The sequence below is a fragment of the Gemmatimonadota bacterium genome (assembly GCA_026705765.1).
GTDB lineage: Bacteria > Latescibacterota > UBA2968 > UBA2968 > UBA2968 > VXRD01.
Genome location: JAPPAB010000124.1, coordinates 1 through 14,209 on the forward strand (window position 1 = coordinate 1; position 14,209 = coordinate 14,209).

The following is a 14,209-nucleotide window of genomic DNA, read 5'->3' on the forward strand; positions in this document are numbered from 1 at the left end:
CACAGGTGGGGACGTCCGCCTATGCAGGAGGCCGCGTAAGACTGGGCTTGTATAGACAGCAACGGCTGATGATCGCACAATCCCTGCTGAATGCTTTCAGAATTCCACAGGCTTCAGACGGGGGAGTACGTCAAGGTTGGGTATAGTAATTTCGAACATAACCAGCAGTTCCGACAAAACGACGACGACTTAGAAACCGATGGTCGTCCAGGGGGCGATCATAGAGAGGTTAATGGGTAAAAAATGAAAAATATTGTTTTACTTATCACCGATACCTTTCGGTATGACAATCTCGGCGAGCGGGCGAGACGTCCGATTCGCACGCCAATGCTCGATAAATTTGAGGCAAAACGAGCGACGGCTGTTGACAAATTCTATATGAGTAGTTTCCCGACGGTACCGCACCGCACAGATATTATGACGGGAACAGTCGGGTGGCCCCACTACCCGTGGCAGCCAATCGATCTGAGCGGACGGAACATCACCGCACAACTTCTGAGTGAGCAGGGATACGCAACGCAGCTCATCTGTGACACCCCGCACCTGTTTAACACACGGTTCCAGCACTGTTTCGATGCCGCTTTCCAGCATCGTGGACAGGAAGGAGACAAACCGCTTCTCCACCACAACGATGAAATAAAAATCGTTATGCCGAATGAAAAGACGCGACCGCATCCATCATACCGCGGACACACCCTACCGAACACGCACCGCTGGACGAACCGCTACTACCAGTACGAGGCGGAAACGTTCTCCGGTAGGACTTCCGAGACTACAATTCGATGGTTGGAGGAAAACTACCGCTCGGGTCCCTTTTTCCTCTGGGTTGACTTCTTCGATCCACACGAACCGTGGGACCCACCTGAATACCTCGTCAAACGATACGATCCAGATTATACCGGTCCACCGATGATACATCCGAACTACGGTCTGTCGTCCCTCTTTACGGATGCGGAATTGCACAACCTCTGGGCACACTACGCAGCAGAGGCAGAACTCATTGACCGACACATCGGACGGGTTCTGCAGAAAGTGGAAGATCTGGAGTTATGGGATGATACCCTCGTCGTTGTGCTTTCCGACCACGGCATGTCCATCGGTGAACACAGTAGAACGGGTAAATCCAACATCGATCCAGACGATTCACGCTACTGGCCCACGTATCCAGAGATTAACCATGAGATGTTCCTGATTGCTGGTGGAGATGTTCCGTGCGGGCAACGCCTCGATCTTATCGCGCAACCGATGGATATTATGCCGACACTCTGTGAATTGGCTGGTGTTACCCTGGATCCACCCAAACCATTTGAGGGACATTCCTTCACACAGGCTCTCCTTAACGGTGATACACAACACAGGGAATACGCCGTAACAGGTTGCCATATCGGCGCACCGGATGGGAGTGTACCACGTCGAGCAACAACGCCTTTCCTCGTCACCGAACGCTGGGGATACGCACCTGTCGGTGAATACGGAAGACCGGAACTGTTCGACCTGCCCGCAGACCCCATAGCGGAGAACAACATCGCTGCGGATAACATAGAACTCGTCAAGGAATTGCATGAACTCTTTATGGCGCATCTCACGGAACATAATGCGCCTGAGAAGTTCCTTGATCTCTGGAAGGAAGAACCCTCCGGCGACGGACGCGGCAAATGGTCGATCGACTATCCTGACGAGTCAGATGAATAGAAATTGGTAAAGGGCGGGACACCGAAGTGTCCCGCCCTTTTTGTAATGGGATATATTTTATAAATCACCCCTGCGACCCCTTCACACCAATCGGCCAATTCGGGGAGTCCGTGTGCGCATCTTTCATGAAGTTCTCGATTTCGGCGATCACATCCGGATGCTCTGCGGCGACATCGTTTTCTTCACCAATATCCCTGTCCAGGTCGTATAACTCAAGCGGTTCGTCGAGCAACCGGGGCGACGGATTGCGCACGGCCTTCCAGTTTTTCCAGCGCACGGCTTGTTTGAAGCCCCCGCCAAAGCGCTCCCAGTACAAAAAGCGATCTCCAATATCCTGTGACTCGCCCAAAAGCGTCGGCAATATGCTCACGCCATCCATATTCTCTGGCGCGTCTGTGCCGATCACGTCTGCAACCGTAGGCATAAAATCGGTATAATACCACACCTGATCGCTCACAGCACCTGCCGGGATACGAGCCGGCCAATGCACAATCATAGGCGTTCGCAAACCACCTTCATACATCGTACCTTTTTGCCCGCGCAAAGCACCACAACTGCCAAACGGTTCCCACCGGCGTGCGGCCCCATGGTCAGAACCAAAAAACAAAAGCGTATTATCCTTTATCCCCAGTTCGCGCAACAAATCCGCAATTTGCCCAACCTGTGTATCAATTTTTGTAATCATCGCCGCATAAACTTTCTCATCATCCGTCCAGGGTTTATCGTCCCAGGCGCTCGCATCGGGAATTTCATATCTCCCGTGCGGCAATGTCCACGGCAAGTACAAAAAAAACGGACCATCGCTATTGTTGCGAATAAAGTCACAGGCAAAGTCAAAAATCATATCGTGAGAATAGTCGTTCTCCTGGCCATCCAGATTCCCTTTGAGAATAACTTTCTCTTCATTGTGCCACAAATAAGGCGGATAATACGAATGCGCGTTGCGCTGGTTGAGATAGCCAAACCATTCATCAAATCCCTTGCGGGTGGGAATACCCGTCGTATCGGGCTCACCCAACCCCCATTTGCCGGTTATCCCAGTGGTATATCCCGCCTCCTTAAGCATCTCGGCAACCGTAAAATCCTCCGGCTCGAGCGGCACTCGTTTCTGGTCTCCCACACCCCCTACAATGCCCATATTGTCGCGCACCCTCGTGTGCCCACTGTGCAAACCCGTCATCAAAACCGCACGAGATGGCGCGCAGATAGAAGACCCGGTATAACACTGTGTGAACCGCATGGATTCCGACGCAAGCTGATCCAAGCGGGGGGTGGGAATAACCTTTTGCCCATAACAACCCAGATCGCCATAGCCAATATCATCGCAGAGGATGAAGATAATGTTGGGCAATAAAATCATATATTTTCCGATATCTTACTCTTTTACCAACGCCAATTTTTGAGCATAAACAGCCCGATCCTTTAACAGACGAACCGCCTCCTGAAACTGCTTGTCACCCTTTAGCGCCGCTAAAATTTTGCCATTAGTGCCCCACACGCGATTGGCCAATGCCCGTTCAATTTCCAGCCGGATATACGGCCTGGCCTTGTCATAATCGGCTTCGCGCTCGCGCTCTGCAACCTGTGACAATTGATTGAGTGCGGTTATTGTGTCGTCTGTAAATACATCGTTCTCTTTCAGTGTTTCTTTGATCTCCTGTACCTTAATCTCTGTATCCGTTTGATATGAAAAACCACCGGCGTTGACCGAATCTGCCATAAAAGTCCAGAATTGATCGACAATATCTTCGGGCAATGTGTAGTCTTCAAATCGACTGGGGAATGATTGCTTTGTTGCAAAATCAACCGCAAAATCAAAGATCAGGCCTGCGCGCAATAACCCCAGCACCAGCCGCGGCCTGCGCGCTTGTTGCACCACCACATCGGGCTTAATCCCGCCACCACCATAGACTTTGCGCTTGTTCACGCGCGTTGTAAATACCTTTTCAGGATCGATATCTTCGGGTCCGTTATGCTCGCTGGAAGCCAACCCCAACAACCCTTCCAATCGCATTCCAAGGACCTCTTCTGCCAGGTAGTCTTCCAGACCAAATCTCTCCTCGAGTTCTATAATAACATCTTCTCGCCGTTCGGCCTGACCTATAATGCCAAAGAGTTCATAAGCCGAGACCTTGGTTGAATTTCCCACTGTAATCTCAATGGGACCGCCGCGATATCGGCGTTTTTCAGCATTGTGAATGCTGCGCCCGCTCGGCGTATAATAGGCTGCTGTCGTCAACTTCAACGCTTTATCGCCATCACGACCCAATGGACGCACGGTTTGTACAGAGCCTTTCCCAAATGTTTGCGTGCCCACAATCAAACCCCGATCCCAATCCTGAATTGCGCCAGCGACAATTTCTGATGCACTGGCACTGCGCTCGTCAACCAGGATCACAAGTGGAATATCGGCGGGCAATATGGGATCGTTCCGCGTTTTGTGACTGCGACTCTGCTCGCGAAGGCGACCTCTGGTTGACACCACCAGATGATTGGATGGCAAAAACTTATCGACCACATCAACCGCTGCGTTGAGCAAACCGCCCGGATTGCCGCGCAGGTCCAGGATAATCCCCGTAGCACCATTGTTGAGCGACTTTATCACTGCCCGTTGCAACTCCCCTCCCGTGCGTTCAGTAAATCGAGAAGAACTGAGCCAGGACATGGAAATATATCCGATATCGGAATCGACTTCGCCCGGAATTTGTACACTTGAAATGTCAATACGCGCCCGAATAATTGGCTGATCAAATGGTTCCTCCATCCCCGGTCGTTCAATTTTAATGGTCACACCAGCACCTGGATCACCTCGTAAAATATTGACAATTTCGCGCAGGTCCTTATCAAAAGTCGGATCTCCGTCAATGGCAACAATGCGATCTCCTACAACGAGCTTTGAGGTATCCGCAGGCGTGCCTTCAATAACATTCATCACAACTGGCGGGCCATCATCCTTTCCTCGCTTGCTGATCATAATGCCCAGCCCGCCAAATTTGCCCTGCGTTTCGATCTGGAGTTGCTTGAGGTCGTTACTATCAAAAAAGGTGGTATAGGGATCCAGATCCCACAGCATGCCAGAAATAGCAGTGTTGCTCAAATCCTCTGCCTTCAACTCATCGACATACTCGTTGAAGAGCAGGGTATAGGCCTGTTGAATCTCATCAAACCCACGACCCAATTTTGCATACGCATCTTCGCCGGTCACCAACCGGGAATCGAGCACGAGATAAACACACAAAACACCAATTAAAGTTGTAAAAACGGCGACTTTTCTTCGGACAAACATGGGGCGCCTCCAGGCGGTGTACAACTGCATCAGCAGTTCATTTTTGATAAACGGCAATCAAGATAAAGGTTGAAATCATATCGCGATTATTTAGCCGCCGACATTCGATCGACAACCACCTTTTTAACATCTTCAAACACATCGCTTATGGGCTGAGAGCCATCAACCCTGAAAATGCGATCGGGTTCCGATTTATATCCCGCGGCAAAACCCCGCCGAACCCTCTGAAAAAATGCTTCATCTTCCTTTTCAATGCGATCTGCCCCGGACCCCCAACCGCGTTTTCGCGCAGTCTGTAAATCGACATCTAACCAGATCGTGATAGCTGGCATCAAACCACCCGTGGCCACATTTTGAATCATTCTCAGATCATTGAGACTCAACCCGCGACCATAGCCCTGATAAGCCAGTGTGGAATCGACATACCGATCTGAAATTACCACTTTGTTTGCATCCAACGAAGGCCGAATCACTTCGTTGACATGCTGTGCGCGATCTGCTGCAAATAAAAACATCTCGGCAGTTGCATCAATCTCGCCCTGTGGTTTCCAGTCGAGTACCAGGTGCCGAATTTCTCCTCCAAGTTCTGTACTGCCTGGCTCATAAGTAGGTACAACATCGCGACCGCTACTCCGCAGATGATCAACCAGCAAACTGGCCAGGGTACTCGTCCCGCTTTTATCAATGCCTTCAAATGAAATAAAAAGACCGGACATTTGTTCCCAGTTTTTCTATGAAAGAAAAAAAGAACCCGGCGATATGCCTCCGGGTTTTATCATCCAGTATTGGACAATCGTGCCCTATGGTTTTGTCAGCTTTCGAAAGTGAATTACCCGCTCCATCGCAGTAAAATTTCCCAACAGAGCAATTGCCCAGACCACGACTATCAGACCGATATCCCCAATCAAAGGAACGATCACCCCGCCAGCGCCAATGGCAATAACGCGCTCGGGCCGCTGCATAAAACCGACTTTGCACTCTGCCCCAAGGCCCTCAATGCGCGCGCGCACATAGCTCACCATCAAAGATCCTGCCAGTGCAAAAAAGACCGCCGCGCTCGTCCAGAGATCATCGGCTCGTATAAAACTGATCGCAATGCCAAACCAGATGAAAATTTCGGAATATCGATCAACAGTGGAATCGAGAAGCGCACCAAATTTGGACTCTGTCTTGCCCTTGCGCGCCACCTGCCCGTCGAGGAAGTCAAAAACACCTGCAACAAGCACCGTCAACCCGGCCCACATATACAATCCAAAGCCAAAGAGCACCGCGGCACCTATATTGAAAACAAACCCGATCATGGTCAACAAATCGGGCGTAAAACGCTTTTCTACGAGAAATTCTGTAGATGGTGCCAAAATCTCGGCGACATCATCTTTAACTTTTTCAATCACTGTAAACCCACAGAGAGTGAAGTTTTTGGTTGAATTTTCTAATGTTTAGAACAAATCCAAATATAGGCCAATTTTAGAGGTGTTGCAAGCGAAATATCCCTTCTGAACAGACCGAAAAACAACCCGAAATACCTGCGTTTCAGCGGTGAAAAATCCGAAAGAAAGTGTGGAAAATTATGTGGATAACTTTCACCAATTTGCCCAAATTTAGTACTTTTATCTAATAAAATCAATAGTTTAAATTTTTGACAAAGTTATCCACTTTTCCACATTCAATGCGACACCTCCCTTGAGTGTCCATATCTTCCCATCTGTCTATCGAAACACATCTATGCGCTTGATCACCACAGATTTTACAGGCCGATCCCCCGGTGCGGTTTCGGCCATTGCAATACTGTCAACCACATCCATTCCCTTTGTCACTTCTCCAAAGGCAGTATATTGATTGTCCAAATTAGGCGCCGTCCCATGCATAATAAAAAATTGTGACCCGGCACCAGCCGACACATCTGAAACGCGAGCCATGGAAAGAATTCCCGGCACATGTTTTGTATCATTAAATTCATGAGGGATATGCACCAGAGGTCCCCCCATTCCATCATCGGACGGATCATCGTCCTTTGAATTTGGATCGCCGCCCTGAATCATGAAATTTTTAATCACGCGATGAAACTTGGTATTATCGTAAAATCCGCTTTCTGCTCTGGTGATGAAGGCCAGACAATGAACAGGTGCTTTTTCGGGATGGAATTTCAATTCGATATCACCCATATTTGTCGCGATACGCGCCTTCACACCCCGAATCTGATTTACCAGAAATAGCATTCGGCCGCCGATCTCGCCAGCTCGCTTAATCTGGTTTTGCGCTTTGTTCAACGAGCTTTTCAAAGACCGATTCTCATTGTTCAACTTCTCATTGGCTTGTTTTAAATCTTCCATTCCGCTACCTCCACAGCTCGCTATTGAAAGACATAATCCCAAAAAAACAAATCGTTTCATAGACATTTCTCCTTACGAAAATAATACCCTCCAAATCTCCCTTGACAGTGGTTCTTCTCCACGCTTTATTGTTCGCGCCAGAGTGATACAGGCGCAACACAACCCCGGTCATCCATTGCGCCTATCGCGGGGCTGAAACACCGCTGCGCAGAACAACACAAACCACCACATTCCCAAGGACATCATCATTATGCGACTCGTTACATTTACGCACCAGGGACAACGTCGGATCGGTGCCCGATCAGGCGATTCAATCATCGATCTCAGTACTGCCGACCCGTCAATACCCTCCACCATGAAAGAATTTCTCGAAGCGGGCGATAATGCCATTTCCGCGGCTCAAACAGTAGTTGATAGTGGGACCCATGCCATTTCTGCAACCGATGTCATCATTCATGCGCCCATCGACAATCCAGAAAAAATCATTTGCATAGGTCTCAACTATGCAGATCATGCCGCTGAAAGCAGTTTGCCCATTCCCGATGAACCCATTGTCTTTTCCAAATACGCATCATCCATCATCGGCCCCGATGAGAATATCGTAGCCCCCAGCGCGAGTACCCAGGTTGACTACGAAGTCGAGCTTGTCGTCGTTATCGGCAAAAGCGGCCGCAACATCTCTGAAGAAGATGCTCTCGGCCACGTTGCGGGCTACATGGTTGGACACGATGTGAGTGCTCGTGATTACCAACTCGAAAAACCAGGTACACAATGGATGATGGGCAAAACCTTTGACACATTTGCTCCAATAGGTCCTGACCTGGTCACAGCCGACGATGTGCCCGATCCTCATAACCTGGGTATTCGTTGTATTCTTAATGGCGAAACAGTACAGGATTCCAATACTTCTCAACTAATTTTCGGCGTCCCCAAACTCATTGCTTATCTCGCACATGTATTCACGCTTACCCCCGGAGATTTGATTTTTACCGGCACACCACCCGGTGTGGGTATGGCGCGCGAGCCACAACTCTGGCTCAAACACGGCGATCATGTAATATGTGAAATTGATGGGTTAGGACGGCTCGAAAATCCAGTTATTTCAGATTGAGATCCCCCAAAGCCAATGGGAGGACTCTCTGAGGGACTTGACGTTTGGAAGGAATATTAAACGGAGGGCAAACGGCTCCGCAATTCTGCCAATTCGCGCTCGAGATGATCCAATCTGAGTGAAACTTCGCGCTCGTGCAAGAATCGATCAGCGGTACCCATGCTATCGTGTATGATCGAAAGCCTGCGCTTGAGCTGTTCGCAGATGTGACCAATTTCTGATATATCGGCCTCGACCTGAGTCTGGCGTGTGCCTATTTTGCGAATCTCATCCTGTACATTCTGAATATCAGATCGAATATCGACAAACTGCTTGGCGACCATTTGAGCGAAATTTTCTTGCGAAGACTCAATGGCATCGCGAACGGCTTCTCGAATAAGGTCGAGTTCGCCACTATCAAGGGCCATGGGCGAATTCCTGAAAAAGACAGACGGAGTCTAAAAAATAGCGATACTTACAAGGAAAAAAACAGGAGGAGAAGGTGGGGAAATGGGGAGGATAAGCCTGACGATCTGGGGAGAAAGGGGAATCAGAGCAAGATCGGTTACCCTCCCCACCCAATAAAGAGAGACTTGAATCCAGGGGAATTAGGGATTAAACTGAATCTCGTTTCTCTTTATTTTTCAGGACGTTAAGTCCCTCATACACACAAACAAGTGTGTATGAATTGCGATCTGTATGGGGAGATCCAGATCGCAATTACCCAAATATACACTCTCAAGTTTGTGTTGTCAAGAGTAAATATTCTCATTTAACCTATCTGTTTCTCAAGGATTTAGCTTGCCACACGGCACTTTTCAATTCATATTAGGGCATCAAATTTTTAAACGCGACTGACCATTGGGAGAGGTGTATGAGGTTTGGTGAAATAATAAAACAAGCTCGTACTGGGCGATTTAGCCAGCAGGCTTTGGGTGAAACTATTGGGGTGTGGGGCACTTATATCTATCAAATAGAAAAAGGCGAACGCATACCATCCGATGACGTGTGTGCGTATCTTGCAAAAGCACTCGATCTCGATCCTCAAAGGCTTCTTTTTTTGGCATATAAAGAACGCGCACAAAAAACGCTCGAAGGCCGCAGACTTTTTTCTCAGATGGAAAAGCTGATGACAGACCCGGTCATCAGCCAGGTAATTGTCAACCCCAAAATGCTCAATGCAGGCATTGTCAAAGCACTTCAGAGTCCCGATATTCGCAAGGTGCTCAAGAACAAGCAATGGTGCGAAGCCCTGAAGGCAAGTGCTTCAACCACAGACCGGGATATTCCCGAACTCATTAAGATCATCACCCAGATCCCCGTCCAACAATGGCAGGTATTGCTCAGTACAGCAAAAGCTTTTGCTGATATAAAATGAAAAAGAGGGGTTGGGGACTGGGGCGGTGCACTCACCCTGTGTAACACCTTAAAATGAAAAAAAGCCCGTTTCTCGCGTTGAGAAGCGGGCTTTCTATCTGGTTATATGATAAATAATTCGTTAATCTGATCTTCTATTTACTAACTTATGTTTCACGTGGAACGATGTGCAACTGGTCGTATCCCAGAGCAGTTCAACATCTTTTAAGAAAGACAAAGGAACGCTTTCGCCGTGAAAATGGTAAAGTCAAGGTGGTTTCTGCGGCATAAATGTGGTCTGGAACACCATTTGTAAACTCACTGAGAGAACCCGGTCCTTTCATTGCGATAAGTACGCCCTGGGGAGCGAGAAAGGGTTCAACCCAATGCCAGAGTTGAGGGAGCCTTGCTACTGCGCGCGCTGTACCAATCATAAATTTAGGGGAATCTCCAACAAGTGTCTCAGCGCGGCTTCTAATTGCAAAAGTGTTTTGAAGTCCAAGCGCTGTGATCGTTTCCCTGAGAAAAAGTGTTTTCATGCGAGCGGGTTCGAGGAGATATACTTCGAGGTCGGACCTCATAATCTTGATCACAATACCCGGCAGACCAGCACCCGAACCCAAATCAAGGAGGGGACCATCTATTGGCAGGTGCGGTACCAATGAAAGACAATCGAGAATATGACGTTCCCATATAAAATTGCGGTCATTGCGGGAGATCAATCGAACACGAGCCGACCAATCGGTAAGCAAATCGACGTATTGCGTGAGCAACACGATCTGTTCTGGGGAAAAAGAAAGGTCAAAGGATCTTTCCGCAAGCTCAATGGCTTCATCGGGTTGCATTGGATACACCTTTAGAAAAGGCAGTAAGAGGTATGGTGTAAGAAGGGAGTACACACTCCAACGCACCAGCCACCAGCCACCAACCCCTCTTTACATGTTTCACGTGGAACGGTGTATGAAGGCGAGTAAATCGAGCATGACAGGTCGCTGTCCAGTTCAACATTATTTGCCAATGCAAAAGGTTTTGAAGATTCGATCGAGAACATCATCCGGAGTAGTCTCTCCAATAATCGCGGCAAGCGCGTCCAGTGCAACGCGGAGATCCATGGCAATAATTTCTCCAGGATTGCCGAATTCAAGGCTTTGAAGTGCCTGAGAGAGTCCTGTCGATGCCTGTTGAAGCGCGAGAACATGCCGTTCTCTGGTAACGATTTCTTCGGGCAGGTCGCTTTTTCCCAGGAGACTCTCACGAAGGCGATCCCGCAAAGAGGAGATTCCATCGCCTGTTTTGGCTGAAAGAACTACCTGAGGATGGAGAGACGGAATGCTTTCCCAACCGGTATGAATATTCAAATCGCTCTTATTGAGAACGAGAAACGTGTGATCATAACGACTGATATGGTCCAGATCCGCGCAAGACGGGGGAAGCGATCCATCTACAATATAGAGAACAATGGTTGCGCGTTCTATGAATTGTTGAGACCGGCGCGTGCCTTCTCTTTCCACCGGGTCATCAGTGTCGCGAATACCAGCAGTGTCAACCAGTGTAACAGTAATCCCATCGAGATCAATTTGCTCTTCAATTGTGTCTCGAGTCGTACCTGGAATATCTGTAACAATCGCGCGGTCTTCTTCAAGGAGCCGGTTGAGAAGGCTGGATTTTCCCACATTGGGTTGCCCTGCAAGGGTGATGACAGCACCTTCACGAATAATTTTTCCGCGGTCATACGAAAGAATGAGATCTTCAATATGCTCTAAAGCCTGCGAGAGCGGTGGCTTAATCATCTCGAAATCTATCTCTACATCCTCGGAAAAGTCTAAATTAGCTTCAAGAAGCATAGCTGCCTGACGAATAGACTCTGCCATTTTTACGAAACGGCGATGAAGCCCACCGCGGAGTTGAAAAAAAGCAGATTGGAGGCTCAGATCGGATTTCGCGGTGATCATATCAGAAACTGCTTCGGCCTGTGAGAGATCCATTTTACCATTGAGAAAAGCTCGTCTGGTAAATTCTCCAGACCCAGCCGGTCGAGCACCTTCACGAAAAATTGCTTCCATAATCCGTCTGAGGAGAAAAGGTCCCCCATGGCAGTTAAATTCAACAGTATCTTCACCGGTAAAGGAATTGGGAGCACGCATGACCGAGATCAGGATTTTATCAAATTCCCGATCATGAATGTAGAGATGTCCAAAAGAAAGTTGGCGAGAAGGAAGGTGGCTGAGGGGGGTTTTGCCTCTGAAGAGACGTTCTCCAATTGGGATGGCATCTGGTCCGCTGAGTCTAATGATGCCAATTGCACCTTCACCTGGCGCAGTAGCGATTGCCGCGATGGTGTCGTTGTCGGACATAGGAATAAACCAATCAGGACGTGCCCAACATTGATTTGGTTTTTTCCATAATGATCTGCTGGGCGAGGGTCAGCACATTGTAGAGTGTATAGTAAAAGACCAGGCCAGAGGACATACTCCAAAAAATATAAGTGAGAAAGATGGGCATGATATAGACAAGAATAGCCTGTTTGGGATCCTTCATCATCATCTTTTGCTGAATAAACATCGATATTCCCATTAGAAGGGGCAAGAGGTGTAGATCAAAACCGCCAATAGGGATGGTATCCGGTTGGGAAAGATCGGTTATCCAAAGCGCGAACCCGGCCTGTCTCAGCTCAATAGTACCGCGGAACAGAGAGAAAAGAGAAAAGAGTATGGGCATCTGTAAGAGCATAGGTAGGCATCCACCGATGGGATTGATTTTCTCCTCCCGATAGAGCCTCATCATGGCCTCGTTCATTTTCTTCTGGTCGCTACTATAACGCTCGCGAAGTTCGGCAATTTTGGGTTGGAGGGTCTGCATCTTGGCAGTAGATTCAAGACTCTTGTGCGTGAGTGGGAAGACAACGACCTTGACGAGAATAGAAAAAAGAATGATGACAACGCCGTAATTTGGAACCAGAGCATGCATCGCGAGGAACGCTTTGAGAATTAAAATTGTGACTGGCTTGAGAATGGCGCGAACAAAATAAGGACCGTAATCGACAAAGTCATCGAGATCCAGTTCTCGTTCAAGCCCATCGAGGTCGCGGTTTTGTGCACGCAATATGTCATAAGAAATTGGACCAATATATGCGGAGTAATTGATAATATTAAGTCCAGAATCAGCGTACATATCAAAAGCAAAATCGCGATACGAAAAGCCAAATGGATCGATCTTACTATCACCGTACAGGGCAAGGTCATAACGACCTTCGTTGGGGATAACCGCGGCGAGGAAGTATTTATTTCTTATGCCAATCCAGGTCAACTGACCGCTCGGGGGGGTCTCTTTCTCCTGAAGGCGGTCTGTATCCCATGTTTCAACTTCTCCCCCCATGTAGGTGACGATTTGTTCGTAAACACCTTCGTAAAAACTCTCTGAAGTCCCGCGCTTATTTTCTGTGTCAGCGAGAGCACCATCCCATGTTATCGCCAACTTATCATCTCGAGCAAGACCTTCTGTTATGATGGAAACGTGAATGCGATATCGGTTGCCCTGAAATCGGAAACGTTTCTCGACTGGACCACGCGGAGATTGCGCACGAAATACGATCAAGTCTTGCGTATCACCAGAAATTTCGAGGTGGTCTCGATCGGGAGTAAATTCGAGACCATTGAGAGACTCACTCGCAACAGTAGTACCGAGTCCAGCACTGTTGGGTGCGATCAATTCCAGCCAATTGCCATTGAGATCAAAATAGCTCTTGAGTTGCCAACTGGTAATCACGCCACCGCGCGTGGAGATAACAGCGCGGTAGAGTTCCGCATCTATGACAATATCACGTGCCTGAAATGTCGATGCAGGGGCTGGGCTTTTGTCCTGGATAGGAGGTTGCCGGGTTTCAGGTTGTTGTGTGGGTTGAGGCTCGGGAGGGGCATCAGTAATCTGCGCTGGGTCAATCTGGCGAGGGACAGGTGTTTCTACAGGATCACGACGCTGAGGTTTGTCACCTTGAAAGAATTCCATATAATACGGCATCAGTATCAAGATCAGACCGATTAACGCAAAGGCAAATACTGTACGTCTATCCATAGATTCAATCTTTCTGCACAGAAAATAATAAAGGAAGGAATTGCAAAAACGGATCAGGCGTCGATAAGACCGAACTTTTGAAATGCGAGGTGTAGTTCAAGACGGAGTTCGGTATAAGAGACACCGCAGGCGTGGTCTCCTATGGAGATATGCACCAGATAGTAAGGATGGCCTAAAGGTATTAGTTCGGAACATACTGCACGTACTTGCCGGCGGATGCGATTGCGCCGAACCGCAGTTCCAAATTTTTTCCTAATTGAAATGAGCGTTAGATCCATCTCGGAAGTACCTATCCGAACATGAACCCAACGCCCACGAAAGATTTGGCCGTGCTGTCGAATTTTAGCAATTTCACGTCGAATACGCAGGTTGGGGGTTCCC

Annotated in this window: 12 protein-coding genes; 3 read left to right on the forward strand and 9 right to left on the reverse strand. The window is 48.4% G+C overall.

Annotated elements, in window-relative coordinates; all coding sequences use genetic code 11:
• Positions 1-243: 243 nt before the first annotated feature.
• Positions 244-1,692: a sulfatase gene (locus OXH16_16570; GenBank protein ID MCY3683012.1), complete on the forward strand. Its 1,449-nt coding sequence runs from the start codon at positions 244-246 to the stop codon at positions 1,690-1,692.
• 64 nt (positions 1,693-1,756) lie between these two features.
• Here the strand turns inward: OXH16_16570 and OXH16_16575 are convergent, their stop codons facing one another.
• The 5 genes from OXH16_16575 to OXH16_16595 form a co-directional block, all read right to left on the reverse strand.
• Positions 1,757-3,052: an arylsulfatase gene (locus OXH16_16575; protein MCY3683013.1), complete on the reverse strand. Its 1,296-nt coding sequence runs from the start codon at positions 3,050-3,052 to the stop codon at positions 1,757-1,759.
• A 15-nt stretch (positions 3,053-3,067) separates the two neighbouring features.
• A complete protein-coding gene (locus tag OXH16_16580; GenBank protein MCY3683014.1) occupies positions 3,068-4,978 on the reverse strand; it encodes a S41 family peptidase in 1,911 nt (636 codons plus the stop codon).
• Between the two features lie 86 nt (positions 4,979-5,064).
• Positions 5,065-5,694 carry a dTMP kinase gene (gene tmk / locus OXH16_16585; GenBank protein ID MCY3683015.1) on the reverse strand — a complete coding sequence of 210 codons (630 nt, stop codon included), beginning with the start codon at positions 5,692-5,694 and terminating at the stop codon, positions 5,065-5,067.
• A gap of 84 nt (positions 5,695-5,778) precedes the next feature.
• A complete protein-coding gene (locus OXH16_16590) occupies positions 5,779-6,372 on the reverse strand; it encodes a CDP-alcohol phosphatidyltransferase family protein (protein ID MCY3683016.1) in 594 nt (197 codons plus the stop codon).
• A gap of 315 nt (positions 6,373-6,687) precedes the next feature.
• A complete protein-coding gene (locus tag OXH16_16595) occupies positions 6,688-7,311 on the reverse strand; it encodes a peptidylprolyl isomerase (protein MCY3683017.1) in 624 nt (207 codons plus the stop codon).
• Positions 7,312-7,561: 250 nt separating this feature from the next.
• Between OXH16_16595 and OXH16_16600 the strand changes: the two genes are divergently transcribed.
• Positions 7,562-8,422 (forward strand): fumarylacetoacetate hydrolase family protein, encoded by an 861-nt coding sequence (locus OXH16_16600; protein ID MCY3683018.1) that lies wholly within the window; start codon positions 7,562-7,564, stop codon positions 8,420-8,422.
• 56 nt (positions 8,423-8,478) lie between these two features.
• Here OXH16_16600 and OXH16_16605 read toward each other — a convergent pair whose 3' ends face one another.
• Positions 8,479-8,829: a hypothetical protein gene (locus OXH16_16605; protein ID MCY3683019.1), complete on the reverse strand. Its 351-nt coding sequence runs from the start codon at positions 8,827-8,829 to the stop codon at positions 8,479-8,481.
• Positions 8,830-9,275: 446 nt separating this feature from the next.
• Between OXH16_16605 and OXH16_16610 the strand changes: the two genes are divergently transcribed.
• Positions 9,276-9,779, forward strand: coding sequence for a helix-turn-helix transcriptional regulator (locus OXH16_16610; protein ID MCY3683020.1), 504 nt, complete (start codon positions 9,276-9,278; stop codon positions 9,777-9,779).
• Positions 9,780-9,972: 193 nt separating this feature from the next.
• Here the strand turns inward: OXH16_16610 and rsmG are convergent, their stop codons facing one another.
• The 3 genes from rsmG to yidC all read right to left on the reverse strand — a co-directional run bounded on the left by rsmG (position 9,973) and on the right by yidC (position 13,828).
• Positions 9,973-10,602 carry a 16S rRNA (guanine(527)-N(7))-methyltransferase RsmG gene (gene rsmG / locus OXH16_16615; protein MCY3683021.1) on the reverse strand — a complete coding sequence of 210 codons (630 nt, stop codon included), beginning with the start codon at positions 10,600-10,602 and terminating at the stop codon, positions 9,973-9,975.
• A gap of 162 nt (positions 10,603-10,764) precedes the next feature.
• Positions 10,765-12,111 (reverse strand): tRNA uridine-5-carboxymethylaminomethyl(34) synthesis GTPase MnmE, encoded by a 1,347-nt coding sequence (gene mnmE / locus OXH16_16620; protein MCY3683022.1) that lies wholly within the window; start codon positions 12,109-12,111, stop codon positions 10,765-10,767.
• Between the two features lie 13 nt (positions 12,112-12,124).
• Positions 12,125-13,828 carry a membrane protein insertase YidC gene (gene yidC, locus OXH16_16625; GenBank protein MCY3683023.1) on the reverse strand — a complete coding sequence of 568 codons (1,704 nt, stop codon included), beginning with the start codon at positions 13,826-13,828 and terminating at the stop codon, positions 12,125-12,127.
• Positions 13,829-14,209 lie beyond the last annotated feature (381 nt).